Origin of the sequence: Edaphobacter sp. (assembly GCF_028283685.1) — a bacterium.
Lineage (GTDB): Bacteria > Acidobacteriota > Terriglobia > Terriglobales > Acidobacteriaceae > Edaphobacter.
Window position 1 is genome coordinate 62,364 of the sequence record NZ_JAPWKF010000006.1, and the last position, 25,023, is coordinate 87,386.

Sequence of the window (25,023 nt, forward strand, 5' to 3'; positions counted from 1 at the left end):
GAGAGATACCTTTAGCGAACTTCGATGCCTTCGAGCTGCTGGCTGAGCACCTCGTCGCGGCGGGCGTTGCGCCAGGCGGTGAGCCGCTCGGCGAGTGCGATGTCGGTGGTGGCGAGGATCTGCGCGGCGAGCAGGCCGGCGTTGGCGGCTCCGGGAGCGCCGATGGCCAGGGTGCCGACAGGAATGCCCTTGGGCATCTGCACGATGCTGAGCAGCGAGTCCATGCCCTGCAGGGCCGTGGCGGGGATGGGCACGCCGAGGACGGGAACGATGGTCTTGGCGGCGACCATGCCGGGCAGGTGGGCGGCGCCGCCGGCTCCGGCGACGATGACGCGGAGGCCGCGGGCGGCGGCGTTGGCGGCGTATTCGAAGAGAAGATCGGGGGTGCGATGGGCCGAGACGACGCGGACTTCGTGCGGAATGCCGAAGTGGGCGAGCATGTCGACGGCGCCGCTCATCACCGCATAGTCGCTGCGGCTCCCCATGATGATTCCAACCAGCGGTGAGGCGTCCATGGGCTGATTATAGAGGGTCGGTATGTGGGGATTCGGGGTGCGGTTGGGGTTGAAGCCCCTTTTTGAGGGGAGGGTTTCACGGGCCTGGAAGGCCCGTGCTCCCTCCGGTGCTGGTGGGGTTTTGATGTGGGATTGGGGCTGGAGATTTGCATCGCGTGGCCAGGGAGGTTTCGTGGTCGAACAGCAGGTCCCTCCACCTCGCTGCGCTTCGGTCGGGATGACAGGTTTGGAGATGGTGAGTTTTCGATCGGACGGCGCCGTTGTGGTCAGCGTCGGTGGATGGTCGACGGTCAGCGTCGGAGCAGGTCGATGGCGATGTGGGCGATGGTGATGAGGGCACCGATGGCGGCGGTGAAGCCTCGGAGGCGCTGGACGCTGCGCTCGTGGCGTTCGACGCGCTCTTCGATCTGGGTGAGGCGGCCGGGCTGGCCGATGCCGAGGAGCTGATCGATCTGGCTTTTGAGGACGCGGAGGTCGCCGAGGACCTGGCCTTCGAAGTCGGTCATGGTGGGTGGGCCTGGTGGTGTCATGGGTTTCCTTTCGGTGAGGCGGGGACTGTGGTTGCGAGACGGTTCGCGGCAATTGATTTCGGTGGCGGCCCACTCATGTCGCTTCGCGCCATGAATGGGGCACCCGGTGGTTGCGAGTTGGGAGCCTGTGGTTGAAATGCAGGTTCCTGGAACGACAACAAAGAGAGGCTGCGCTCGGAACGACAACAGAGAGGCTGGCTTCGGAATGGCACGGCCATTCTTCAGGAGCCGTAGGGGAGGCTGGTGAAGATGGCGCTGGAGAAGCGGGAGTAGATGGGGGTGGGGGAGGCGTCGTAGGGGCGGATGTAGTAGCGCTCGAGCTGCGCGGTGCGGGGGATGGAGAAGGCGCGGGTGGTGGCGCGGAGGACGAGGTCGTTGCTGGCGCCGGGGCCGAAGCCTCCGTCGCGGCGCCTGACCTCGAAGCCGCCTCCGGTTGGCGGGGCGATGCCGGTGTCGATGGAGATGGTCGTGGCGGTGATGCCGGTGACGGTGAGGGCGGGCAGGTTGGCGGTGAAGACGGGCGGTGCGGCGGTAGGGGCCAGGGGAAGCAGGGCGTCCTCTGCGGCGGTGTCGGCGAGCGAGGCGTCGAGGCAGTGCGACCAGTCGTTGGCGAAGGCGATGCGGTAGAGGAGCTGCTCGGGCAGGCCGGGCGTCTGGGTGATGGTGACGCCGGTTACGGTCAGGTTGAGGCTGTCGGTGATGCCAGCGGACTGTGTGCTGGTGGTGAGGTCGAGGGTGTCGCCGGGCTGGATGTCGGCGTCTGGGTTGAGGGTGGTGAAGTCGCCGGTGAGGGTGGCGGAGCGTGCGCCGGAGGCGGCGAGTGCGGCCTGCGTGGCGTTCTCGCAGTCGGCGGAGGTGCGGGCCGGGGGGTGGAGGACGTGGCCCTGCCATGCGGCGGTGGGGATGCCGGTGTCAGAGCCGGTGGTGCCGAGTCGGGCGATGGAGCGCTGGTGGGAGCGGTAGGTGACGGAGACGATCTCGTTGGCGATGGGGATGCGTCCGGCGAAGAAGGTGATGCGGCCGGTAGAGGAGAGGGTGCAGTCCACGCCGTCGCCCTCGGCCCCGGTTAGGCGGACGGTCTGGGTGCCGGAGGAGGTGGTGGAGGTGATCCAGGCGGAACCTGCCTGCTGGATGCTGCAGGAGGCGATGGAGCCGTTGAGCTGGATGGCATGGATGGGGGCGAAGGTGCAGATTATGGGCGAGGCGGCGACGGAGGCGGTGGCGAGGACGGTGGCCGGGGTGTTGGAGGCGAGACCGAGGTCCTGCGCCTCGAAGAGGAGGGTGACGGGGGCGGGGACGGCCTCCCCGCCGAAGCTGTGCGGCTGGCCGTCGGCCAGGGCGGTGCAGGTGGCGGCAAAGCGGACGCTCTCGGTGCAGTGGAGGCGCAGGCGCAGGCGGTAGCGGTGGCCGGAGAGAACGGTGAGGGAGGCCCCGGTCTCTACGCCGTTGACCAGCGGGGTGACGATGGTGTTGCCGCCGGAGGGGCGGACGTTGAATCCGGCGAGGCAGCTCTCGCGGGAGATCTGGCCGGTGTAGAGGCCGCAGAGGACGCCGTCGCTGGCGGGCTGGAGGAGGACGCCATCGGTGACGAGGATGAGGGTACCTGCGATCTCGAAGGGAGTGGCGGAGGCGAGCGCGGTGGTTCCGTCGAGGCCGTTGCCCCCGCTGGCGGTGAAGCCTGCGGAGCTGAGCGAGAGGACGCCGCCGGGGTCGTTGACGGTCCACAGGCGGGGATCGAGCCGGTCGCGGTCGAAGCGCTCGTCGAGCAGGGTGGCGCTGCCGGTGGGGTGGAAGGGCGGCTCGGCGAGGTCGAAGACGGCGGTGGTGCCGTCGCCGAGGAAGGTCTGGTTGATGTAGGCGGCGGGTTCGATGGCGCCGGAGAGGGTGAGATCGCGGGCGAACTCGCGCGGGGCGGAGGCGCTGGGGGAGAGCTGGAGCGTGCCGTCGCCGGGGGTGAAGCTGTGGGCGGCGGCGGTGGGAGGAACCAGGCCGGGCGCGGGTTGGATGTCGGCGATGGCCTCGAGGTGGAGGTGGTCGACGGGGCCGGTGGCGGCGATGCCCGCGGCGACGGGCGCGGGAGCGGAGGGCAGCGTGCCGGTGAAGAGCACCGCGCCGCCGTCGGTGGTGACGACGGCACGGGCGAGGCGCGCGGGGACGGGCAGGCTGGTGGAGGCGAGGTCGAGCACGGCGCGGAGGCGGTCGGGGGGCTGGGCGGCCTGGGTGGCGCCGGTGCGGGAGCGGCTGACGGTGAGCGGAGAGGAGGAGACGAGGGCGCGGGTGTAGTCGCGCGCTCCGGCTCCGTCGTTGTTGTCGAGGGTGAGGATCATGAGCGGGCCTCGATGGGGGTGGCGTCTGCGTTGCGATCGGCGATGGCGTTAGGTTCGTCGATGTTGATGGCGGTCTCGTTTGCAGCGGCGGTGACGGCTTCGGTGTTGTCGGCGTTGGCGTGCAGGGGTGGAAGGCCGCGCATGGCGCGTACCTCGTCGATGGTGAGGACGCCGCACTGGAGGAGGGTCTTCTGCATCTCGAGCTCGCTCATCTCGTCGCGGGTCTCGAGGTCGTTGAAGCAGAACTCGAACTCCCGCCAGCCGAGTTTCTTGGCGAACAGGTCGCGGGTGATGTGTTCGGCGAGGAGCTTGGCGACGGGGACGATGGCGGACTGGAAGGCGTCGTCGGCCAGCTCGCCTGCGGTGGATTTGTTGACGTCGGTGGCCACGCCGAGGAGCATGGGCGGCAGCTCGAAGGCGTTGGCGATGAGGCGGATGAGCATCTCCTGCCACTCAAGGCGGAGGTCGGCGTCGGTGCCCCCGGCGAAGCGGAGGACCTCGGGCTTCTGGGGGGTGCTGAGGACGGGGACGCGGCCGGTGCCCTCGATCTCGTCCTGCCACCACCGAATGAGGCGATCGTGCTGCTCGGGCGAGGCCTCGTTGAGCCAGAGGGCGTACTGGACGACGGAGTTGGCGGCGAGGCGGCCGGCGTAGCGGTTGGCGCTGAGCAGCTGGTTGACGGTCTCAAACGCAACCTCAAGCCGGCCGAGGCCGAAGGGGGTGTGGGTGCGGGGGTTGAGGCGGAGGTACATCAGCTCGTCGTCGCGCAGCGGGATGGTGGCGTCGGCGCCGGGGCGTCCGGTGGCCTGGGCGTAGCGGGGCTGGGTAGCGGAGCCGTCCCAGCGGCTGTCGATGCGGATGGTGGCGCCGTCGACGGGGTAGAGGTGGAAGGGGCGGAAGGGGTCGGCGGTGGACTCCATCTCGACGGCGCCGAAGCCGCCGACGAGGAGGTCTTCGAGGACCTGCTCCCAGAGGACGCGGAAGCTGTCGGCGGGGTTGGGCTCTTCGAGGCAGCGGCGGAGGATGCGGAGCTTCTCGGGGCCGTCGTCGATCTGGTCGAGGGTGTGGCCGCGGCGGACGCGGACCTGCCAGTCCATGCTGGCGACCTTGTCCTTGACGACGTTGATGGCGCGGCGGACGACGGGGGTCTCGGCGAAGCGGCGCAGGTTGGCGGGGGTGGGCTTGGGCAGGGTGCTCTGCGCAGTGCGCGGGCCGTTGTAGGGAGAGAGGATGGAGGGGAGCATGGCGGTCTTGCGCTTTGCGTCTTCGTGCGTGGGGGTGGTGGCTGCGTCGACGTGGGTGAGGCGCTGCCAGAGGGTGCGGAGGTTGGTCAGGGGCATGGGTGGGCCTTTTGGGTGGAGTGGAATGAGGGTTTGTGGTCTGGTTCGGCTGGGTTCGCGCCTGGCGCGAAGGAACCCACTCATGCCTGCGGCATGAATGGGGCACCCCGGGATACGGCGGTGGCCGAAGAGCAGGTTCCTCGGCTCGCTGTGCTCGCTCGGAATGACAACAAAAAAGGTGCTTGTGTAAGAGACAACAGCAGTGTGGCTGGTTACAGTCCCAGCTCGTGACGTGCCGTCTCGGCGGCCCGGGCCAGGTCCGCGATGGTGATGACGCGGATGGCCTCGCGCTCCATGGCTTCTACGCCGAAGCGGTAGCGGTCGGTGGCCTCGTTCGACTCCGTAGCAACGGCGTCGTCATCGCGTTCGTTGTCTTCTCTGCCGATGGAGAGCGATCGCAGCGGTTCGACGATGGCGGTGAGTTCGAGGTCGGTCTGTTCGACGCGGCGGACACCCTCGCGCAGGCGGGGTGCGGCCCAGGCGAGGCCCTTGGCGCCCTCGATGTCGCCCTCAAGGGAGACGGTCTGGAAGATGCGGATGAGGCCGTCGGGTGGAGTGCCCTCGGCTTCGTTGCGATGCGCGATGGCCTTGTAGCCGCAGTCGAGCTTCATGGGGTCGCCGGGGCGGGTGTAGGTGCTGGCGGCGATGCGGCGGCGCATCATCGACCAGACGCCGGCGCGCTCGAACTCGGTGCGCAGGGCGGCCTGCAGGGCGGCGCGGCCGGTGCGGCGGCGGTCGTGTCTGACGCGGATGGGTTCGACGTAGAGGCGCATGAGCTGGTCGAGCTCGTCGGCGAGGTTGTCGGCGAGCACGGCGCGGGGCTCGGAGATCTGCAGCGAGTTGGAGAGCGTGTCCTCGAGCAGCTGGAGGACGGGCTTGGTGTCGGCGTCGCCCAGGCGCAGGCGGTCGGCGATCTCGGCTTCGAGGGCCTCGAAGAGGGCGATATCGGCCTCGGTGTCCATGCAGCGGACGCGCGCCCAGTCGCGGGTGAAGCGCAGGACGGTCGCGGCGGCAGGTGCGCCAGCCGGACGGAGCAGGACGCCGATGTTGACGAACTCGCCCTTGACCACGTCAGGGACGTAGCGGATGAGGGCAAATTCGCAGGGCAGACGGTCGGGCAACAAAACCTCCGGTTTTTAGTACGAGCTGCAGGTTGTCCGTTACAGGTCAACGCGGTTTGCTGAGACGGACGACCTGCAACTGAAAACCTCTTCTACATTACAAAGCTGTCGCCGGTGCGCAGCGTCGCGAAGTTGCGCGGAACGGTGACGGTGGTGCCGGGGTTCCAAAGCGGGAACGGGTTGCGGTCGGAGTCGCGGAAGCTGGCGATGAGATCACGCACGCGGTGGCGTCGGGCGAGGAGCTGTTCGACGACCTTTTCGAGCGCGGGCTGGTCGTGGGCGTACCACTCGGGCGGCATCTGGGCAGCGATGTTCCAGACGACGTCGGGCGGGATGGATTCGAGGCGGCTGAGCCAGGGTTCGAAGCCCGGCCAGCCGGTGACGGCGCGATAGACGGTGTTGCGCTGGTAGACGCCGCGCAGGGGGCCGTCGGGGAAGGTCCACTCGCCGGCGTTGAAACAGAAGCCCTGGTCGATGAAGCTGGCGCGGTAGCGGCGTTCACGCGGACGCCGCTCGAAGACGGCCTGGCGCCCGTTGCAGTTGCCGGTCCACTTGTCGACGCAGAGCATGCCGGCGAACTCGGCGAGATTGCGCACCTCTTCGAGCTGCGGCTCGGGGAGATAGTCGAGGACCTGCCCGGGCATGAGGCCGCCGACGAAGCGCGAACCGAACTGGAGTCCCGCGGCGTAGGGCTGTGTGCCGGGGCCGAGGCCTTCAAGCCGCATCGCGGGGGTGTTGTCGATCAGCCAGCCCGTGACCTCGACGACATCGCAGTGCGGGACGGAGAGGCCGAGGTGCGCGGCGAGGCGGGTGGCGAGAAACTCGTTGGCAAGCACGCGGAGATGCTGCGGGTTGTTCTGGAACTTCACTACCCAGAGGGTGGAGTCGGAGCCGAGCATGAGCTGGCTCTGCGCGCCGCCGCGCATGCGTCGGATTGCCTGTACTGCAAGAACGGCCAAGCCCGGGGTACTCCTCTGCTCCGTGTGTGCGGCTCCGTGTAGGTGCAGGATACATGGCGAGTGGCCGGGTAGTTTCCTGATATCAGAAAAGCCGGATTCCAGGCACATTCGGTGAGTTGGTCAACACAAGAGCCTTTCTCATTACCGTTGGACTAAATCGAGCGTCCATGTCTCCCCGGTCAGGTCTTTACCGAATAGGCGGTATCGGTTCGTCTCACGAAGAGTGAAGCCCGCAGCTCCATAGATTTTGCGAGCAGGCACCAGGATGTCGTGCGTCCAGAGCGTCATCGTGTTGTAGCCAAATGCGCGAGCCCGTTCGATACAAAGCTGCACAAGGCGCGAACCAATCCCAAGTCCTCGCGCCATGGGATCAACGTAAAGCAGCCTTAGCTTTGCTACCTGCCTGTCCTCCGATTTCACAAGGAAGACCGACCCTACAATTTCACCGCGAAGTTCGGCTACCCACGCATCCTCGCGCGACGGATCGAAGTTCTTCACGAAGTCTCCGAGGATCTCCGAAACAAGGCCCTCGAACGTCCCGTCCCAACCATGCTCCTGCGCATACAGCACTGCCTGCCGGTGGGTGATCCATCCGATATCGCCCGGTTTCAGCGGCCGGAACACCACGTCCTCACGCGAAGGCACGCTCCCTTCGAGCATTCGCTGAATCTCTTGCATGTGTTTCGCGAGGCGATCGCAGTCTTCGACCGAGAGAGTCGAAAGCAGCGTCTTGATCTGAGATTCCGTCCCGTTGTTCAACTCTTTGAAGGCTTTTTTGCCCGCGGCCGTGAGCGACAGCAGCTTGTGCTTGCCATGCTGCGGACTGATGCGGCTCTTAACCAGACCTGCATGGGTGTGCCGGGCGACGATGCGGCTGACGTGCGCCTTATCCATGACGAGAGCCCTGACGAGGTCGGCAGCGGTCTGCTCTCCATCTTGCGCCAGTTCGTAGAGAACTCTGGCTTCCGCCAGGGTGAGTGCGCTTCCCGGCATGTGTTCCGTGAGTAGGCCAATCTCTCTCGTGTAAAAGCGGTTGAAACTCCTGACTCGCTTGATGACCTGGGCCGATGGTGTGATCTCACTCTTCATGTGTTGTCAGATACAACACTACTGAATCGTTGCCGGCCTGACAACCTTTTCAGATCTTGAAAAGCTCACTGGTCGTCAGCAATCCGAGGTGAAGCTGGCGCATAGACGGGGTTCTGACGAACTGAGCCGTGGTTGTTATGGACACGGACGTCACCTGCGGGATAGCAGTTCCGCACGGACGGCGTGGGCGATGGCGATGGCCATGACGCAGTCGTCGTGGGCTCCGCTGGCGGCTCCGGTGCCTCCCCGGGGGAGGGTGATGTAGCTGCGCATCTCGCGGAGCAGGCGCTCGGAGGCGAAGACCTGTGGCGACTGAGCGAGCAGGTCGTTGAGCCGCGCGATCATGACGGGCTTGGTGGCCAGCGAGGTGAGCCAGCCGTGCTGTCCGCCTCTGTCGTCTTGGTGTCCGGCGGTGGCGTAGAGCGCGGGGTAGCGGGCGTTTTGGATGTGGGCGAGGACGCCTGCGCCGTGGTTGTTTCGTTCGACCGCGATGAGCGCCTGGTTGTACTCGCGGGCGAGTTCGATGGCGGCGTGCGCGAGCTGCATGGGCGGGAGCCGGTGTTGCAGCTCGGCGCACTGCAGGCCGGTCTCGCGCTCGATGACCTGGATGGCGGCGAAGTCGCCGTCGGCGCCGCCGCCCGAGGTGTCGACGCCGAGGAGGTAGCGGCGGCCGGGTTCGGGGGGCAGCCAGAGGTGGAGGCCGTCGGGACGGCGCTCGACGGGGGGCGGGGCGAGGTCGAGTCGGCTCTGGATGATCCCGGTGTCGAAGCAGCAGTTGCCGCTCGAGAGGAAGCAGGAGACGGCGTCCTCGGCGTACTCCTGCGCGCGGAGGCGGTGGAAGCTGGACTCGAGCGAGCGGCGGAAGCCGATCTGCTGCGGGGTGAGGTTGTGGCTTGCGACGAGGCGGCGTTCCTCGTCGGTGTAGGTGGATTCCGGGGCGTCGCCCGGATCTTTTCCGAGCGGTGCGGCGGAGATGTAGGCGGGTTCGAGCCACCAGGGGAAGAAGTGCTGGACGGTGCCGTTGCCGGGGGCGCGGTTCCACTCGTCGTAGAAGCAGCCCTGGGCGCCGCGGGGGGTGGACTCGATGACGATCTCGCCGGAGGGAGCGAGGGCGGCGCGGAGGCCGGCGAGGGTCTCGGCGGCGTCCCCGGCCCACTGGCTGACCTCGCTGAGGTGGAGGTTCTGGATGGAGAGGCCGCGTCCGGCGCCGGGGTCGCCTGCCGAGAGGATGCGGAACTCGCTGTCGAGCTCGGGGAAGGTCATCTGGCCGATGTTGGCGCGGCCGCGGCGCAGCGGCCCGGAGCGGATCTCGTCGGGCAGATGCTCCCAGAAGCGCTGCACCATGCGGAAGATGCCTTCGGCGGCCTCGCGGGTGTGGGCGACCTGCACGGTGAGGACGCCGGGGGCGGTGACGGTCTTGAGGAAGAGGCGCGCGGCGATCCAGGTGGTGATACCCATCTGCCGGGCCTTGAGGACGATGTTGGAGCGGTCGCCGCGCGCGAGCTCGAAGGCGCGCTGTGCAGGGTTGGCGCGCAGCAGTTGGGTCTGGCCGTTGCGGTCGCGGACGTGGATGTGCTCGGAGAGGCCTTTGAACATGCCGTGGGGGCCGCGCCGGATGCGGCGACCGAGGTCGAGGAGGTCGTCGCGGTCTTTCAAGTGGGGCTCCGTGTGAGTGTGGGGGGAAAGCAGATCTCTCCGCTTTGCCGCGTGAATGACAAACAGGGGTGTGCGGGATGAGTGGTGCTGCATGACCCGGCGGCAGCCGGAGACATTGCCGGATCGACTCTTCAGGCGGTCAGGCAGGCAGATAGGTGCGGAAGCAGAGCACGGTCTCTCCGTCGGCCGGGTCGGTGACGGGCAGGGCGCGGAAGGCGGCGTCCAGGCGCATCTGCTGCAGCGGCGCGGACAGCGTGGAGGCAGCCTCGCGGGGACCGTGCATGGTCTCCAGGCGGGGGTAGTGGAAGAGGATGCGGTCGCCCAGCTCGCCATCCAGGACGAAGAGCGCGGACCACTCCTGGAAGAAGGCGGAGCCCTCGCGGTCGACGAAGCCGGTGACACGGCTGAGCTTCATGCCGGGTGCGGGCACGCCTGCGGGCAGCGGACGGTCGAGCGTGAGGGTGCCGCCGGTAATGGAGGCGATACGCGCCACGTTCAGTGAGATGCGCCGGATGTAGTCGATGCCGCGGACGTCGGCGGCGGTGCGGACGTAGCCTCCGCTGACGCCTGTGCCCAGGAAGCCGGTCTGGGCAGCATAGTCGGCGTCGACCACGACGAGGTCACCGACATGGAAGGCAGTCGCCAACGTCGGTCCGACGACCAGCGCGGCGGCGGTCGAACTGGGGTCGAGCGCGACGGCCGCGGTGGCATCGCCTCCGCTGGGCACGGTGGCCGAGCCGGTGGCCGGGGGCAGAAGGTTCATCTGCTGCGAGCCGGAGGAGAGCGCGAGCTGCAGCTTGCCCCAGGTGGCGAACTCGAGCGCGAGGGTGGCATCGGGCGCGGAGCGCAGCTGGCTGGTGACCATGGCCTGTGGGCCGGAGCGCACCGCGGTGATGCCGTCGGCGTCGGAGCGGCGGAAGTTGAGGCACCAGCCCAGGTCGCGCCAGGGAGCGGGCGGGGCGTCGAGATCGAAGCGGCCGGTCTGCGCCGGGTCGAAGAGGGTGGGCGTGCCGGAGACGCGATCGACGGGCGCGAAGTAGGCGCGGACGCGGCGGGTGATCGGGGTGTTGCAGTCGTTGGCTGTGCTCATCGCTCCTCCTGGTTCTGGTAGGTGAAGACATCGACGGTGGCGGTGCGCTCGAGCAGCTCGCCGTTGGAGGTAACGGGGTTGAAGGCGGGGTTGCCCCAGAAGATGCGTGCAGGCAGAACTACGGCCGCGGTATCGCTGGCGAACTGCTGCAGCAGAGCGTTCTGCGGCGCGGTGTGCAGCGCGGAGAAGAGCTCGGCGTCCATCGCCTCCAGCAGGCGGCCGCGATCCATGCCGCCGTTGCCGGAGCTGCCTGCGGTGGCGTAGAGGATCTCGCAGCGCAGGGCGGCGAGCGGTGCGGGCTGCTGCGAGTCGATGGCGAGAGTGGTCCAGCGCAGGCGAAAGGCATCCTGCTGATCGAATGCGGAGGCCAGCTCGTTCTCTTCGACCAGCACGCCCGGCCGCGTCTGGCCGCGGAGGACGATGGTCCGCGCCGGGTTGAGCGCCGCGACGCGGTCGCGCAGCGTGATGTAGAAGGTGTCCTTGGCGTTCTGCATAAATTTGTAACCCTTTCAGTGGCTTATATCTCGAAGAGCTCGAATCAGGCCTGCATTAGCGGGTGCAGGCGATGCTGTGTTTCGGCTTGCGCCTCCGCGATCCCCGCTTTGCGCGATCAGATGTCGACGATGGGCTCGCGCAGGGCAAGGCGGTAGCCGCAGGCGATGCCGCCTGCCTGTACGGCATCGACGGCAGTGATGCTGAGCAGCGTCTGGTCCACCAGGACGCCGAAGGCGGAGGCGAAGAGCGCGTCGGCGGAGTCGAACTGATGCGACCCGGTGAGTGCGTCGACGGTAGTGGCCGAGAGCAGAAGCTCGCGGGTGGCGTGGCCCTGCTCTGCCGCGCCGGTGTAGGTCTTGCGGAAGATGGCCGGGGTGAGCGGCACGTCCTGGAAGAGCGGCGTGGACAGGCCGAGCTGTTCCGCGTCGAGCGGCGCGGCGGGCGCGGGCAGCCGCAGCAGCACGGTACGGCGGTGAGCGGTGCGCAGCAGGGCGTCGAGGGCGCGGCGGGCGGCATTGCAGAGTGCGTCGGCCATGGCTCAGCCCATCCTCTCGGCGATGTAGGGCCGCAGCATGGCCTCGACGACCGGGTCGATCAGCGAGCCCGAAAAGTACTCCATGGCGAGGGTGTCGATGCGGCTGGAGCGGACGTTGAGCGCGGGCGTGGCCTGGGCGTTTTTGACGATCTGCGCGCAGGCGAACTTGACGGCCTCGGGGATGGTGGCGAGCCCCGCGGTGTAGGTGACCTCGACCTCGCGGACCTGGAGGCCGAGCAGGTGGCAGGGCAACGCGATCTCCCCGGCGAAGAGGTTCAGGTCGACGGCGGCGATGTCGATCTCGCTGGAGCTGCCGGGCAGGCCGAAGGCGGAGGCGATCTCGTAGCGCAGATCGTCGCCTTCGCCGCGCCGGGGCTGGCCGTAGCGGGCGAGCACGGAGACCAGCGGCGAAGTCGCACCTTCGGCTGCGGCGAGCGGACGGTAGCTGAGGCGCGCCGTGCTGGAGCCGGTGGTGAGGCGCACGCGCTCGGTGTACTGGGTGACGGCGAGCGAGGTGCGGCGGCAATGCGCGTCAATCAGCACAGAGGCTGCGGCGATCCAGTCGTCGGACGTGTCGGCGCTGAGGCCGTAGGAGACGTATTCAGTGGGCGATAGGTAAGGCACCTCGGGTCACCTCCTTGGGGTGAGTGGCGTGCGGCGGGTCTGCAAAGAGCGGCGGGTTTGCAAAGAGCACAGTACGGAGCAAAAGAAGCGAAGCCGTTGCGAGCGGCTCCGCTTCCCTGCCCCGTGCTGTGCGGCGTTGTCTCCAGCTGGCTGTTTTAGCGACCCGTTCTTAGCGGGCTGTCCAGCTGGCTGTTCTTAGCGTGTTGTTCCTAGCGTGCTGTTTCTAGCGATCGACCAGCACCTGGTAGTGCGCGTAGTCGGCGCCCTTCACGACGAGGCCGCCGAACTTGACCACGACGTACTGCGAGGCCAGCGAGCCGGGCACGCCGAGCTGGAAGACACGCGGGTTCGGGTCGGAGAGCCAGTGGTACTCGATCATCTCCTCGGTGACGATGTAGGCGGGCAGCACGGCAGAGCCGGAGCCCGGAACGCCGGTGTACGGTAGCGTCCACTCGGGGATGAGCGGCAGCTCGCCCGCCTGGGTGGAGAGCGTCTTGACCGAGACGCCTGCGGCGATCTCGCGCGTGTTCAGCACCGCGTTGAACTCGGTCTTCGCCTCGCGGTCGATGAGGTCGAGCAGCACCGGGTTGGCGTAGATCGCTGTGGGGCGCACGCCGAAGGAGCTGTTCGACAGCATCTTCGCCACGGTGGACTTGAGACCGTCGACGATGGAGTCCGCCGCGCCGATGGTGAGGCTGTTGCCGCCCGCCGCGATCTGGTTGGCCGCGCCGAAGTACTGCGTCGTGGTCGGCGCGCTCAGCGAGGTATCGGTGCCGTTCCACAGCGCGATGTCGTGCGTACGCAGCACGCCGTCGACGGTGTCGGTCAGGTCCTTGGCCTGCAGGTAGGCGAACTGCGACTGCTGCTGGCCCAGCTCCATGTCGAAGAGGTTGTAGTTGATCTGCGCGACCAGCGCCTTCAGCGGCACGCTGCGCTCGACGCGCGTGGGCGTGACGACGGGCGCGACGATGTTGCGCGGATCGACAAATCCTCCGGCAGCGGTCGGCGAGGGGATCGCCGTCTCTTCGAAGTAGCGCGAGGGGTGGCCGGTGGCGGGCACCTGCTTGATGCGCTGGCCGAAGAGGCCGCGGCGGCGGACCATATCGGTGATCTCGGTCTGGTACATGGGGACTTCAATGGCTCCCGGTCCCAGGAAGTCGGCGGCGGCGTGGATCTCGGTAAAGTTGGCGTTCATCAGTGCTCCCTTTCAAGAGGCGGGCAGGCGCAGGGGTGCGCCAGCCCGGTAGTTGGGGTGGTGATCGTTGACGTATGGCGGAATGGATCGCGAGCGGAGAAGAGAGGCGTTAGTGCAGCAGGCCCGCGCGCAGCAGCTGCGATTTGACCGCGATGCGCTGCTCGATGCTCAGCGGAGCCAGCGCCTGGTCGAGCGCGCCGTCGAGGGCACCGGCTTCGACCGAGGCCATCGCCGCTTCGACCGAGACGCCCTGCTTGGCGAGCAGCGTGGTGGTGGCTGTAGGCAGGGTCTTGCGGCTATTTGTAACTTTTTCAGGAGCATGTACTGCGGCGGCTGCCGAGACACAGAGCGCGGCCAGCTCCTCGATGCGCTTTTCGAGCGCGGCGAAACGTTCTTCGAAGTCGATGTGCGCGACCGGAACGTTGTGCTCTTCGAGGCCGGTCTCGGCGGCGTTGATCTCCATCTGGATGTCCATGGGGAGTCCTTTCGTGTGGTGGGTGTGTCTGGGTGCATCTGGATGCATCTGCGGCGGCAGGCTAGGACTGCGTGGCGGGGGCCTGCTGCACGTTCAGAATGGCGACGACGGCGGAGACGAGGCTGGACAGGTAAGCGGTGTCGACCTCGATGCCCGCCTTCGCCAGCAGCGAGGTGACGGTCTGCTGCGTCAGCAGCAGGACCTCGGCCAGCTTGTCGGCGCCGGTGCCGGACTGAACGCCCGAGGCGGCGTACTTCTGCTCCACCATCAGGACGGCGTTCTGGATGAGAGTGGTGGCGTCGACCAGCTCGGAGACGACGGGCGCGGCGGCGGGAAAGAGCAGGGCGACGAGGCGCTCGACGGGGACGGCGTAGGTGACGGCCCACTTGAGGCCCTTGGCGAAGTCTTTGCCGATCGCCTTGAGAACGCTGAGAAAGGACATGGTGTGTTTCTCCTTTGTGCGGGGATGAGATGGGGAAGTTTGCAGAGTGGGTGGAGCGGGGGTTATCCGGCGTGGGCCGTGCTGCGTGCTCGGCCCGTGGCCTGGTGGCTCAGCCGGAAGCTGGTGCGGCGGTAGGCGGCCTTGTCGCGCAGCAGGATGGCTGCTCCGGTGAAGGTGGCGCGGGTCAGGGTCCATATCCCGGCGCGCATGTCGGCGACATGGGCGTCGGCCAGCTCGTAGCTCATGCCCATCTCGCCGGAGGAGCGGATGGCCTCCTCCATCTCGGGATAGTCGCGGGCGTAGAGGTAGCCGGAGACCTGGATGCGGTCGCCCACCAGCTCGGCGGCCGTGATGATGCCGCACTTCTGGCGGGCGTCGTGGCCGTCCCAGCCGGCCTTGTAATCGACCGCCATGCCCAGCAGCGAGGGCAGGGCAGCCTCGGCGGCCTGCCGGGTGAGCACGACGCGGTGGCCGCGGGCGCCGTTGGGCGCCTTGTCGCTCGGCGTGTCGACCAGCGTGAGGACGCCTTCGAACGGCAGCCGGTTGGGGTGGCCGTGGACGATGGGGAACTCGACCGCCATCGCATGCAGGCGGATGCCCTGAGCGCTTCTGGTTCCGCTGAGCGAGGAGCGATGGCGCAGTGCGTGATCCATGAACGATGTGCCTCCCGGGTAAGTTAAAAACAAACGGGAGAGCCGCCGTAGGGCGCTCTCCCGTCTCATCTCTCGATTACCTTTCCAGAATAGCAAGTGGCGCGGAATTGACCGGCACTTTCCAGGACAGCGATAACTGCAAGTAGTGCAAAGGGTTACGAGCTACTTTTTGATTTCCACATCTTGACAGCCTGCCAGAGGCTTCAGCAGGCGGCGATCGAGGAAGATGCGGGTGAGAGCATCGAGTGCCCGGTCGTAGCGGCGAACGAGGGTGCGGATGGGCAGCCGCAGCATCGCTGCTGTCTCAGCCTGGGTGTACTCCTGGATGGCGATGCGCCGCAGCACGTAGACCTCGTCGGGCGAGAGCAGCTTGAGGCACTGCTCCACGTCGTGGACGAAGATGACGACGTCATCGAAGCCCTCCACCTTGTAGTGGGTGACGTTGCCGCGAAACATCTCCCGGCCCAGCAGCGATGGCGCGCGGCCCGACTCCATCGACAGGCGGGTGTAGCGGCGCAGCAGGGCCTCGGTGTACTTGCGGTAAAAGGCCAGCTCCGGCAGGACAGGGGTTGGAGCGGAGGTCTTCTTCTTCGGCGCGGGCCGGGAGGAGCTGGCCGTCGCCCAGACGATGGGGAGGATGATGGGGGCTGCGCTCACTGTGCACCTCCTGCGAGGCTGCTCGCGGAGTGGGACGGGGTGGAGTTCTGCGTATGGGTATGCCGTGGCCTGCGTCCGCCGCGTCGTTTGGCGCGGGGAGCAGGGAACTCGGCGAGTCGGTCGGTACAGCGCCGGCAGTAGACACCGTCGGCGGTTCGTGTGCGGAGCCACAATGTGCCGCATCCTTCACATACCTTCAGGTCCATTCGCAAATACAGCATGTCGTTCATGGTTAGGCCCGTCTTCTCCGGGCGAACCTCGGTCATCAGCGGTCGGAGGGGTTCGCCTCGGTGGTTGTGGGGTGTCTTCGCCAGCCACGCAGACCCTGGGAGGGGACTATCGACTGTGCCGGCGATCGACGCCCGGGGAGTGTTTGTACCTCAGGGCATACTGTTTGGACAGACACCGCCCTTCCACGCTTCACCTCCCCGGAATTACCTGGCCGGCTAAGTCACAGCCGGTCGATGCCCGGGGAGGAAGGCACGAAGAGGAAGTGTGGGATGGTTATAACTTCAGGCAATACTACTGTCAATGGCAAAGATTTCCTCAGGTGTTTCGTTCTGTAAATCCAACATTTACTGGATATATAGCGTCTTATGTATTGCGGATAGATAATCTTTCGCCTAATATTCGTCTTGCAGATAGATTAATTGAAGACCGTGAGGACTTTAGCGCAATGAACTTTCAGGACCTTCATGAACTGTTGCGGCAGGAGCTGGTCCGCCGCATCGAGCGGGGAACGGTGACCGGCAGCCGCCTGGCCCAGCGTGCGGGATTTCAGCAGGCGCACATCTCCAACTTCCTGAACCACAAGCGGGCGCTCTCGCTGGAGGGGCTGGACAAGGTGATGGAGGCGCAGAACCTCTCCATTGAGCAGATCCTGCCGCTGGACCTCGCCGCCTCGGCGGTTGTGGCGCAGCCGGAGATCGAGCTGGTGCAGGAGGTGCCGATCGTCTCGCCATCCTCGGCGATCGACGATGTGCTGATTCCTGCCGCCGCCGTCATCGAGACGGTGCCGGTGGTGGGCTCGCGGCTGCGTGAGAACCGCGCCAAGCCAGCGCCAAGGCGCACGCAGTGGGAGCGCTTCGTCGCCGTGCGGGTGGATGCGCAGCAGGCCGCGGCGATGGCCCCGGTGCTGGCGCCGGGAGCGCTGGCGGTGATCGACCGGCATTACAACTCGCTGGCGCCGTACCGCGCAAACCAGCCGAACATCTACGCCCTGCGGTCAGGCTCGATGCTGTTGCTGCGCTACGTGGACTTCGACGAGCGCCACCTGATCCTGCGGCCGTTCCTGCGCGAGTTTCCCGTGCAGCTCATCGGGCTGAAGGACGGGGAGAGTCCGGCGGACTACATTGTGGGGCGGGTTTGCCTGGTGGTGGCGGAGGTTTGATGATCAACTGACTACTTGTTAGCGTTAGCTCGAGTCCATCAGCCTGGTCGCAACTAACTTGAATGGAAGAGCTGGGAAACGAAATCGATCTTTCGAGCGGAACAGGTGATGCGTGTGTTCTGGAAAGCAAAAACGGCTTTAATATCAGCGGCAAAAGGTTGGGCGTGCGTATGGATTCTGATTCTTTTATGGCACATGGTCAGTTTATTAAGGGTTAAGAGCAATATCTCCTTTACTGATCTTGCTGGGATCGCGCTGCTCTGGATCGTCTCAACTGGCGTTGTAACTCTTGGAGCGACGGTTCTTTTTATTATTCCGTACGTCTGCCTGATAAGGGCCGATAAGCTGCTTGGCAAGCCATGGCGCATTTATCTTGAATCAAGTGCGATTACGACCTTAGTTATTCTCGGTTTGAACTACCGTATCAAGCCGTACGCATATACCTTCTGGCAAAACCTTCCTCCGTACTTGACGTTTGCACTGGCTGTTTCCTTGATAAGCAGCGCGTTCTTCATGCAGGCGTTGATCAGGCAGAGATCCTTGAATTCCCAGCTCTAACCTCGACTGCAAGCAATCTGCGACTCGTTAGCTTGATAAACTAGATAGATGCTCGGAAAGCTCTATGCGAAGTGGATGTATGCGTGGGAGACCGCGCTGACCACTCGCGATACGAACCGTATTGTGCGCCCCTGGAGTGGGGCGAGGACTGGCTTGAGGACTTTGTTGCAGGGGCCGGTCTTTATGCGGGTGCCTCGGAGTTCGACCGCATGGTCGCGCTGAACGACTACATCGTTGAGCACAGCGAGGATTTTTTCGGATACGAGACGCCCGCGGATTTTCGTCTGGAGCATCGGCATCCCCAGCTCTTTCCCACCAACGTGCGGCCGGAGACTTTGGAAGAGGCTGCGGAGTGGCGGCGTCTGGAGGAGTCGGGCGAGGGCAACACGGCCGAGTTTCTGCGCTTCACCTCGCCGGTGCGTACGCAGTTTCCCGAAAACGATCAGGTCAACGCGCGGTGGTATCCGGCGGACGCTGCGCAGCAGCCGGGCAGGAAGAAGCAGGCCATCATCGTGATGCCGCAGTGGAACGCGGATGCCTTCAGCCACAACGCTCTCTGCACGCTGTTCAACCGCTTCGGCATCTCGGCGCTGCGTTTGTCGAAGCCGTATCACGATATCCGCCGCCCGGCCGAGCTGGAGCGATCGGACTACGCGGTAAGCTCGAACATCGGCCGCACCATCGCTGCGTGCCGTCAGGCCGTGGTCGACATTCGCAGCTGCATCGACTGGCTCGAGAGCCAGGGCTATGAGCAGTTCGGCGTTCTGGGCACCAGCCTGGGCAGCGCGTATGCGTTTATTGCTGCTGCCTTCGACAAGCGGCTCAAGGTGTGCGCCTTCAATCATGCGTCGATGCAGTTCGGCGATGTCGTGTGGACGGGCCAGAGCACGCGACATATCCGTGCGTCGTTCGAGAATGCAGGGATGACGCAGCAGGATGTGCAGAAGATCTTCACGTCAGTCAGCCCGAAGTCGTACATGGACCGGTTCGCTTCAGAGCCGAAGCGCGTACTGGTCGTGCATGCGACGTACGATCTGACCTTCATCCGCGAGTTCTCGCTCGACGTGCTGAAAAACTTCGACCGGCTGAACATCGACTATGTCTCAAAGGTGCTGCCGTGCGGCCACTACACCACGGGCGAGACGCCGTACAAGTACATGGATGGCTGGTTCCTCGGCTCGTTCGTCTATCACGCCTTCAAAGATCTGCGCGAGAAGGCCATGCCCCGCGAGCTGGTGACCTCATAAGCGCAGCTGCCACTGCGCGATGTGTTGCTCGCCCTTGCGGCTAAAGTAGCTTGTCTCCCGGCGAGGAGCCGGTCAACTCCATCTCTCGATGACATCAAAAAGACTGCCCTCCGGAATCATCGCGGAGGGCAGTCGCGTGTCTGGCTCGAGCTGCTGCAGCTACCAGACGCGGATGACGAGCCCGGTGGAGAAGGTCATCGCGCTGATCGACTCGCCGCCGACGCCGCTGTAGGCGACGTCGATGATGCGCCAGTCGATACGAGGCATAATCGTCGCGTCCACGCCGCCGAGGACCTGGTAGTTGAGGTGGTTCGAGGAGTTGGTGTTCTTGCCGTTGTTGTAGTTCGCCAGGCCGATCATGCCTTCCACGTAGGGGCTGATGGGAAGGACGCGCGGCTTGAAGGCGATACGCGGGCCGATGGCATAGGTGTAGTAATGAAAGCCTTCGCGGCCTAGGAAGGTTCCGCGCAGGTCGAGACCGGTAGCGAGGAAGTGGCCGCTCTGCTTGTAGGCGCCGACCATGCCGCCGTAGCCGACATCCTTGGGGGCGCTCGAAAGCGCCGCACCGGAGACGGCGCCGTAGATGCCGATCTGGGCGTGGACTGCGCTGGGCAGGGTGAGCAGGAGAGCAAAGACGAAGAACAGACCAAAGCGTTTCATAGGGGGAGGAGCCTCAACGTCAGGTTATCGCAGGAAGATGGCGATTCAAGCGGCTTTGCGCGCGGTGGAACCCACGAGGACAACGGCCGTTGCGGCCACGGCTGAAGCCGTGTGGAGGTGAGCCGCCATTCATCATGACGCGGTGGCGGAGGTGCTAGAGTGAGCACGTTCGTGCTCGTGCATCCATCGTCTTTTCGCGGAGGTCCACTATGTTCGTGCCCAGGTTGGCGGAGCAGGCAGCAAAGCGCTGGAAGCAGCGAGCGGCAACATCGTCGCGAACATCTCTCCGCGCCGCTGCCTTGCCTGAGGCGGAGCAGCAGCAGAGGCAGCGAGCAGCGCGTCTCGACACGATGGCCAGCACAACGAAGGCCGCTTCGCTGGCGCGTGCAGCGGATGCAATTCCGGCGGCAGCGGGACGGCAGGATGCCGTGCTGTCGAGCATCGGCTACGAGCGCGTCATCGGCAAGAGCGACCTGCTCGGCGTCGATTTTCTGGAGCTGGCGATCGCGATGGCGCGGGGCGTCGGACGCGTGCGCTCCGGCAACGAGTTCGGCACCGGCGTACTCGTCGGGCCGCGGCTGATGATCACCAACAACCATGTCATCTCCGATGCGGCGATGGCAGCAGGCAGCTGGCTCGACATGGACTATCAGCAGAACTCCGAGCGCGAGATGCTGCCGGTGCACAGCTATCGCATGCGGCCGGACGTCCTCTTCACCACCAGCAAAGCGCTGGATTACACCGTCGTCGCGTTGGAAGAAGTCTCCGACAAAGGAAGGCCGCTGGCGGCGTACCCGTGGGCGCGGATGATCGCCGATACCGCGAAGCTGGCGCTGGGCGATGCCATCAACATCATCCAGCATCCCAACGGAGGACTGAAGCAGATCGCGCTGCGCGAGAACACGGTCATCGGACTGACCGGCGCGACGCCGAACTTTCTGGAGTACACCACCGACACCGAGCCGGGCTCATCGGGCGCTGGCTGCTTCAACGATCAGTGGGAGCTGGTGGCCATCCATCACGCCGGTGTGCCCCGGACGAATGCGCAGGGCAAGATTCTCACGATGAAGAATCAGGTGTGGCATAAGGGCGAGAGCGAGGACTCCATTGCGTGGATCAGCAACGAGGGCGTCCGCATCTCGGCGATCGTGAACGATCTGCAGACGGCAGCGTTGTCGCCTGCACAGAAGACGCTGGTCAACGCGATGCTCACCGCAACGCCACCGAATCCCATCGAGCTGGCTCGCGTGAAGAGTGCAGGGCAGAGCACGACGACGACACCCGCTACAGGAACAGCCACGCTGCCCGTGCAGATCGGCACCGTCCATGGTGGCTCCATTCAGCTGCCGCTGACGATTACGGTGTCGGTCGGCACGCAGGCTGCGGGTGTCTTGTCCGCGCCCGATGCCACGCTCGAAAGCGTCACCATCGACCCGGACTACGGTGCGCGCAAGGGATACGATCCCCTCTTCCTCGACGGCAAGCTCAGCGTCGCGTTGCCCTCGTTGACGGCGGCGCAGTTGAAGGCGACGGCGCAGCTGCTGCCGGACTATCGCGGAGCATCCGGTAAATATGCAGCTTGCGAGCTGCGCTACTGGAACTACAGCGTGCTGATGAACACCACATACCGCACGGCGTGGTTCTCTGCCGCAAACGTCGATGGCGACGAGCGGCCGCAGCTGCCGAAGCGCTCCGGCGACAAGTGGTTCAACGATCCGCGGATGGCGCTCGATGAGCAGCTGACGCAGGAGGCCTTCGAGACCGGCATCGACCGCGGCCACCTGACGCGGCGCGACGATGCGGCGTGGGGCGCGACGCTGGAGATCGCGACAAAGTCGACCAACGATACCTTTCACTTCACCAACTGCTCGCTGCAGGCCTCGGCGTTCAACCGCGGAGCCGACCGCTGGCAGGGGCTGGAGCAGTTTCTGCTGGAGAAGCATGCGAAGAAGGACAAGCGGCGCATCATGGTCTTCACCGGCCCGGTCTTCGATGCGAAGAACCCGATGTATCGCAACGACAAGATGAGCTACTCGGTGCCCTGCCCGCTGCAGTTCTGGAAGGTGTGCGTGCTGATCCGCGAGAGCGACGGCAAGCCGTCGGCCACAGCCTTCATGCTGGGCCAGCAGGAGATCTCGCAGCTCCCCGGCTTCGAGGCCTTCGACGTAGGCGCGTCGCAGCTGACGCTGGCATCGCTCGAGACGCTCACAGGCCTCAGCTTCGGACGTTTGAAGAGCTACGACCTGTTCGCGAAGACCGGCAGGAAAGGCGTGCTGGAGGCGATGGTTGCGGGCGGCAGGCGGCGTCTGCTGCGCGACTTCGACGACATCGTGGTCTAGGGTCCGGGGTGTAGATCGCCGGGTACCATTCGTCACAATTCCTCTCCTTCCTCTTGACCGCCTAGAGCAAGACGCGTTACCTCTAGATCTTCTAGAGGAGGGCTTGCGCGGATGGGCGATCAATCGATGGAACTGGTTCAGGGCACGCTGGAGATGCTGGTGCTGAAGACGCTGGCGCTGATGCCGTTGCACGGCTACGGCCTGGCGCTGCGCATCGAGCAGATCAGCGATGGAGCCTTCAAGGTGAACCCCGGTTCCCTGCTTCCGGCGCTGGCGCGGATGGAGCGCGCAGGCCACGTCAAGGGCGAGTGGGGCGAGACCGAGAACAGCCGCCGCGCGAAGTTCTATGCCATCACCGAGAAGGGCCGCAAGGCGCTCAGGACGGAGAAGGCAGCGTGGAACCGCCAGATCGCCGCCATCAACAAGATCCTCGAGGCATGATCATGAATCTCTTTCGCAGCACACGTGACGGCATGAAGGCGCTCCGCGACAGGAAGGCGCGCAATGCGGAGATCGATGCAGAGCTGGAGTCGTTTCTCAGCGAATCGATCAGCGACAAGATGCGCAGCGGCATGAGCCTGAAGGAGGCCGAGCGTGCGGCCCGGGTTGAAGTGGGCAGTGCCTCGGTGGTGAAGCACAAGGTGTGGAACGCGGGCTGGGAGTCGCACGCCGATCGTCTGTGGAGTGACCTCATGTATACGCTGCGTCGTCTCTCGCATAGTCGCGCGCTGGTGCTGACGGTGGTGCTCTCAATCGGTCTCGGCATCGCGGCCAATGCCACCATCTTTTCGCTCGTCAGCAAGTTCGTGCTGCAGCAGCCTCCGGTGGGAGACCCCGCAACGATGGTGACGGTGAATCGCACCTACGATCACGGTCAGTGCTGCAATAACTTTCCTGTGCCTGTGGTTCGCGATGTGCAGCAGCAGGCGAAGTCGTTCTCCGGCGTCGCGGGATACTACGAGACCATGCAGACATCGCTTGGGTTGTCCGGCGATCCGCATCGCGAGTGGGGACAGGCGGTGACGGCCAACTTCTTCGACGTGGCGCAGATGACCATGGCGGCGGGCCGCGGCTTTGCGGCGAATGAGGAGAGCGCTCCGGTCATCGTGCTCGGGTACAACCTGTGGCAGCAGCGCTTCAGGGGCGATCCCGGCATCGTGGGCAAGGTGATCGATGTCTCCGGCTATCCGTACACGGTGGCGGGCGTTGCGCCGCGCGGATTTCGCGGGCTGGATCAGGTGCTCAATCCGCAGTTCTGGGTTCCGCTGGGCAAGCTGCCGGAGCTGGCCGTCAATGCGCCGCCGCAGACCTCGCGCGAGAGCCAGTGGCTGCGCATCGCGGCGCGGCTCAGGCCCGGAGTCAGCAGGACCGAGGCATCGCGAGAGCTGAGCGTGATCGCCGATCGTCTGGCGCAGCAGTACCCAAAGACGGATAAGGGCAACGGGTTCATGGTCGAGGGTATCGGCTCCATGCCGGGACGAATCGGCACAGCGCTGCATCTGTTTCTGCTCGGCCTCTCCCTTGTGGCGCTGCTGGTGCTGTGCATCGCCTGCGCCAACGTGGCCAATATTTTGCTGGCGCAGGGTGCGCAGCGGCAGCGCGAGATGGCGGTGCGGCTGGCTCTGGGTTCCACGCGCGGGCAGCTGATGCGGCAGATGCTCGTCGAAAGCCTGCTGCTGGCGCTGGGCGGCGGAATCGTCGGCGTGCTCCTCTCCGTGTGGGCGACGTATGCGCTCTCGTCGTTCCGCCTGCCGGTGCCGATTGCGATGGACCTGAGCGTACGCGTGGACGCGAGGGTGCTGGCGTATTCCTTCGGCCTGAGCTTCCTCGCCGGCTTCCTGTGCGGCATGGTTCCGGCGTGGCAGGCGTCGCGTGTCGTCGTATCGCCTGCGCTCAAGGGCGAGGATGCACTGTCGCGGCCGGGCCGTCGCTTCAGCCTGCGCAACGTGCTGGTCATCGTGCAGATGACGCTGTCGCTGGTGCTGTTGTGTGCCGCAGGGCTATTTCTGCGCAGCATGCAGCATGCGCTGAAGATCGACGCCGGCTTCCGCTCGAGCGGCATGGTGATGATGTCCATCAATCCGCCGCTGCAGCGTTACACGCCGCAGAGCACCGCGTTGCTGCTCGACAACCTGCGCGAGCGCGTGGCCTCATTGCCCGGCGTCGTATCCGCGACGGTGACCGATGGCGTGCCGCTTTCGATGGGCCATCGCAGCGATAGCGTCGACGTGCCGGGCATGCCCAAGCCTGATGGCGCAAACAACGTCGAGCTGTACATGGTCGCGCCCGACTACCTGACGACGATGGGCATCCCTCTGCTTGCGGGCCGCACCGTCGGCGAAGAGAACCCCAACGCGCCAAGGGTCGGCGTCGTCAACCAGGAGTTTGTGCGGCGCTACTTCCGCGGTGCCAATCCCATCGGGCACATCGTGAACGATGGAAGCGTGTCGTACACCATCATCGGCGTCGCCAGAGACATCAAGTCGCGGACGATCGGCGAAGATCAGCGGCCGGTAATGTTCCGCCCGATCAACCAGAACATCGCCAGCGACCAGTGGCAGGATGGCTACACCGTCATCGCGCGCTACCAGGGCGACGCGGCCACGCTGAGCAAGGCGATGCAGGATGCAATCCGCGGCGTCGATGCCTCGCTGGCCATCTACAACGTGCAGACCATGGAGGAGCACATGCACGAGGCGCTCTTCCTGCCGCGGCTGGTCAACTCCATCTTCCTCGTCTTCGGCATCACCGGCGTCTCGCTGGCGGCGATTGGGCTGTACGGCGTGATGAGCTATATGGTCAGCCACCGCACGAAGGAGATCGGCATCCGCATGGCGCTGGGCGCGCGCATGGGACAGGTGCAGGGCATGCTGCTCGAGGGTGGCATGCGGCTCGCCGTCATCTCGATCGTGGTCGGCGTGCCGCTGGCGCTGGCCGCGGCTCGCCTGACAGGGGCACTGCTCTACGGCATCAAGCCGTGGGACGTCGCGACCTTTACCGCCGTGCCTCTGCTGCTGTTCGCGGTGGCGCTGGCGGCATGCTGGATGCCGTCGCGCAGAGCTGCCCGTGTGGACCCGATGATCGCCCTGCGTATCGACTAAGAAAATGTTCTAGGGGTAATGAAGT

At 65.6% G+C, this 25,023-nt stretch carries 24 protein-coding genes; 6 read left to right on the forward strand and 18 right to left on the reverse strand.

The genetic code is table 11. The annotated features are described in order from the left end of the window. Positions 1 to 11: 11 nt before the first annotated feature. The 17 genes from purE to PW789_RS08995 all read right to left on the reverse strand — a co-directional run bounded on the left by purE (position 12) and on the right by PW789_RS08995 (position 15,703). Positions 12 to 515 (reverse strand): 5-(carboxyamino)imidazole ribonucleotide mutase, encoded by a 504-nt coding sequence (gene purE, locus PW789_RS08915; RefSeq protein WP_299374595.1) that lies wholly within the window; start codon positions 513 to 515, stop codon positions 12 to 14. Positions 516 to 805: 290 nt separating this feature from the next. Further along, positions 806 to 1,045, reverse strand: coding sequence for a hypothetical protein (locus tag PW789_RS08920; RefSeq protein WP_299374599.1), 240 nt, complete (start codon positions 1,043 to 1,045; stop codon positions 806 to 808). Positions 1,046 to 1,266: 221 nt separating this feature from the next. Beyond that, positions 1,267 to 3,372 carry a hypothetical protein gene (locus tag PW789_RS08925; protein WP_299374602.1) on the reverse strand — a complete coding sequence of 702 codons (2,106 nt, stop codon included), beginning with the start codon at positions 3,370 to 3,372 and terminating at the stop codon, positions 1,267 to 1,269. Next, positions 3,369 to 4,712, reverse strand: coding sequence for a phage portal protein (locus tag PW789_RS08930; protein ID WP_299374605.1), 1,344 nt, complete (start codon positions 4,710 to 4,712; stop codon positions 3,369 to 3,371). The genes PW789_RS08925 and PW789_RS08930 overlap by 4 nt, the downstream gene beginning before the upstream one ends. Before the next feature lie 212 nt (positions 4,713 to 4,924). Continuing rightward, entirely contained in the window at positions 4,925 to 5,833 is a 909-nt protein-coding gene (locus PW789_RS08935) for a DUF3037 domain-containing protein (protein ID WP_299374608.1), read from the reverse strand. Between the two features lie 92 nt (positions 5,834 to 5,925). After that, positions 5,926 to 6,792, reverse strand: a complete 867-nt coding sequence (locus PW789_RS08940; protein ID WP_299374611.1) for a HipA family kinase — start codon at positions 6,790 to 6,792, stop codon at positions 5,926 to 5,928. Positions 6,793 to 6,933: 141 nt separating this feature from the next. Continuing rightward, positions 6,934 to 7,881: a helix-turn-helix domain-containing GNAT family N-acetyltransferase gene (locus tag PW789_RS08945; RefSeq protein WP_299374614.1), complete on the reverse strand. Its 948-nt coding sequence runs from the start codon at positions 7,879 to 7,881 to the stop codon at positions 6,934 to 6,936. A 150-nt stretch (positions 7,882 to 8,031) separates the two neighbouring features. Beyond that, positions 8,032 to 9,630 (reverse strand): terminase, encoded by a 1,599-nt coding sequence (locus PW789_RS08950; protein WP_299374617.1) that lies wholly within the window; start codon positions 9,628 to 9,630, stop codon positions 8,032 to 8,034. 46 nt (positions 9,631 to 9,676) lie between these two features. After that, on the reverse strand, positions 9,677 to 10,627 hold the full coding sequence (locus PW789_RS08955) for a hypothetical protein (RefSeq protein WP_299374620.1): 951 nt from the start codon (positions 10,625 to 10,627) through the stop codon (positions 9,677 to 9,679). Further along, complete coding sequence (locus tag PW789_RS08960) at positions 10,624 to 11,121, reverse strand: hypothetical protein (protein WP_299374623.1); 498 nt, start codon at positions 11,119 to 11,121, stop codon at positions 10,624 to 10,626. The genes PW789_RS08955 and PW789_RS08960 overlap by 4 nt, the downstream gene beginning before the upstream one ends. A gap of 116 nt (positions 11,122 to 11,237) precedes the next feature. Next, entirely contained in the window at positions 11,238 to 11,657 is a 420-nt protein-coding gene (locus PW789_RS08965; RefSeq protein ID WP_299374626.1) for a hypothetical protein, read from the reverse strand. A gap of 3 nt (positions 11,658 to 11,660) precedes the next feature. Then, on the reverse strand, positions 11,661 to 12,281 hold the full coding sequence (locus tag PW789_RS08970) for a hypothetical protein (protein WP_299374629.1): 621 nt from the start codon (positions 12,279 to 12,281) through the stop codon (positions 11,661 to 11,663). Between the two features lie 223 nt (positions 12,282 to 12,504). Then, the gene (locus PW789_RS08975) at positions 12,505 to 13,476 is read right to left on the reverse strand and encodes a hypothetical protein (protein WP_299374632.1); all 972 of its coding nucleotides are present in this window, start codon (positions 13,474 to 13,476) and stop codon (positions 12,505 to 12,507) included. 109 nt (positions 13,477 to 13,585) lie between these two features. Further along, positions 13,586 to 13,951 (reverse strand): hypothetical protein, encoded by a 366-nt coding sequence (locus tag PW789_RS08980; RefSeq protein WP_299374635.1) that lies wholly within the window; start codon positions 13,949 to 13,951, stop codon positions 13,586 to 13,588. Positions 13,952 to 14,012: 61 nt separating this feature from the next. Then, entirely contained in the window at positions 14,013 to 14,393 is a 381-nt protein-coding gene (locus PW789_RS08985) for a hypothetical protein (RefSeq protein WP_299374638.1), read from the reverse strand. A 62-nt stretch (positions 14,394 to 14,455) separates the two neighbouring features. Further along, positions 14,456 to 15,079, reverse strand: a complete 624-nt coding sequence (locus PW789_RS08990; protein ID WP_299374640.1) for a hypothetical protein — start codon at positions 15,077 to 15,079, stop codon at positions 14,456 to 14,458. A gap of 129 nt (positions 15,080 to 15,208) precedes the next feature. Beyond that, a complete protein-coding gene (locus PW789_RS08995; protein ID WP_299374643.1) occupies positions 15,209 to 15,703 on the reverse strand; it encodes a hypothetical protein in 495 nt (164 codons plus the stop codon). 676 nt (positions 15,704 to 16,379) lie between these two features. Between PW789_RS08995 and PW789_RS09000 the strand changes: the two genes are divergently transcribed. From PW789_RS09000 to PW789_RS09010, 3 genes are all read left to right on the forward strand, one after another. Further along, positions 16,380 to 17,093, forward strand: coding sequence for a helix-turn-helix transcriptional regulator (locus tag PW789_RS09000; protein ID WP_299374646.1), 714 nt, complete (start codon positions 16,380 to 16,382; stop codon positions 17,091 to 17,093). A 105-nt stretch (positions 17,094 to 17,198) separates the two neighbouring features. After that, positions 17,199 to 17,651: a hypothetical protein gene (locus PW789_RS09005; protein ID WP_299374649.1), complete on the forward strand. Its 453-nt coding sequence runs from the start codon at positions 17,199 to 17,201 to the stop codon at positions 17,649 to 17,651. An 83-nt stretch (positions 17,652 to 17,734) separates the two neighbouring features. Then, a complete protein-coding gene (locus PW789_RS09010; protein ID WP_367182517.1) occupies positions 17,735 to 18,898 on the forward strand; it encodes an alpha/beta hydrolase family protein in 1,164 nt (387 codons plus the stop codon). Positions 18,899 to 19,057: 159 nt separating this feature from the next. On the opposite strand, the gene PW789_RS09015 is transcribed toward PW789_RS09010, so the two are convergent. Beyond that, the gene (locus tag PW789_RS09015) at positions 19,058 to 19,558 is read right to left on the reverse strand and encodes a hypothetical protein (RefSeq protein ID WP_299374652.1); all 501 of its coding nucleotides are present in this window, start codon (positions 19,556 to 19,558) and stop codon (positions 19,058 to 19,060) included. Between the two features lie 215 nt (positions 19,559 to 19,773). Between PW789_RS09015 and PW789_RS09020 the strand changes: the two genes are divergently transcribed. The 3 genes from PW789_RS09020 to PW789_RS09030 all read left to right on the forward strand — a co-directional run bounded on the left by PW789_RS09020 (position 19,774) and on the right by PW789_RS09030 (position 24,998). Next, positions 19,774 to 21,897 (forward strand): DNA/RNA non-specific endonuclease, encoded by a 2,124-nt coding sequence (locus PW789_RS09020; RefSeq protein WP_299374655.1) that lies wholly within the window; start codon positions 19,774 to 19,776, stop codon positions 21,895 to 21,897. A gap of 111 nt (positions 21,898 to 22,008) precedes the next feature. After that, positions 22,009 to 22,338: a PadR family transcriptional regulator gene (locus PW789_RS09025; protein WP_299374659.1), complete on the forward strand. Its 330-nt coding sequence runs from the start codon at positions 22,009 to 22,011 to the stop codon at positions 22,336 to 22,338. Between the two features lie 2 nt (positions 22,339 to 22,340). Beyond that, on the forward strand, positions 22,341 to 24,998 hold the full coding sequence (locus tag PW789_RS09030; protein ID WP_299374661.1) for an ABC transporter permease: 2,658 nt from the start codon (positions 22,341 to 22,343) through the stop codon (positions 24,996 to 24,998). Positions 24,999 to 25,023 lie beyond the last annotated feature (25 nt).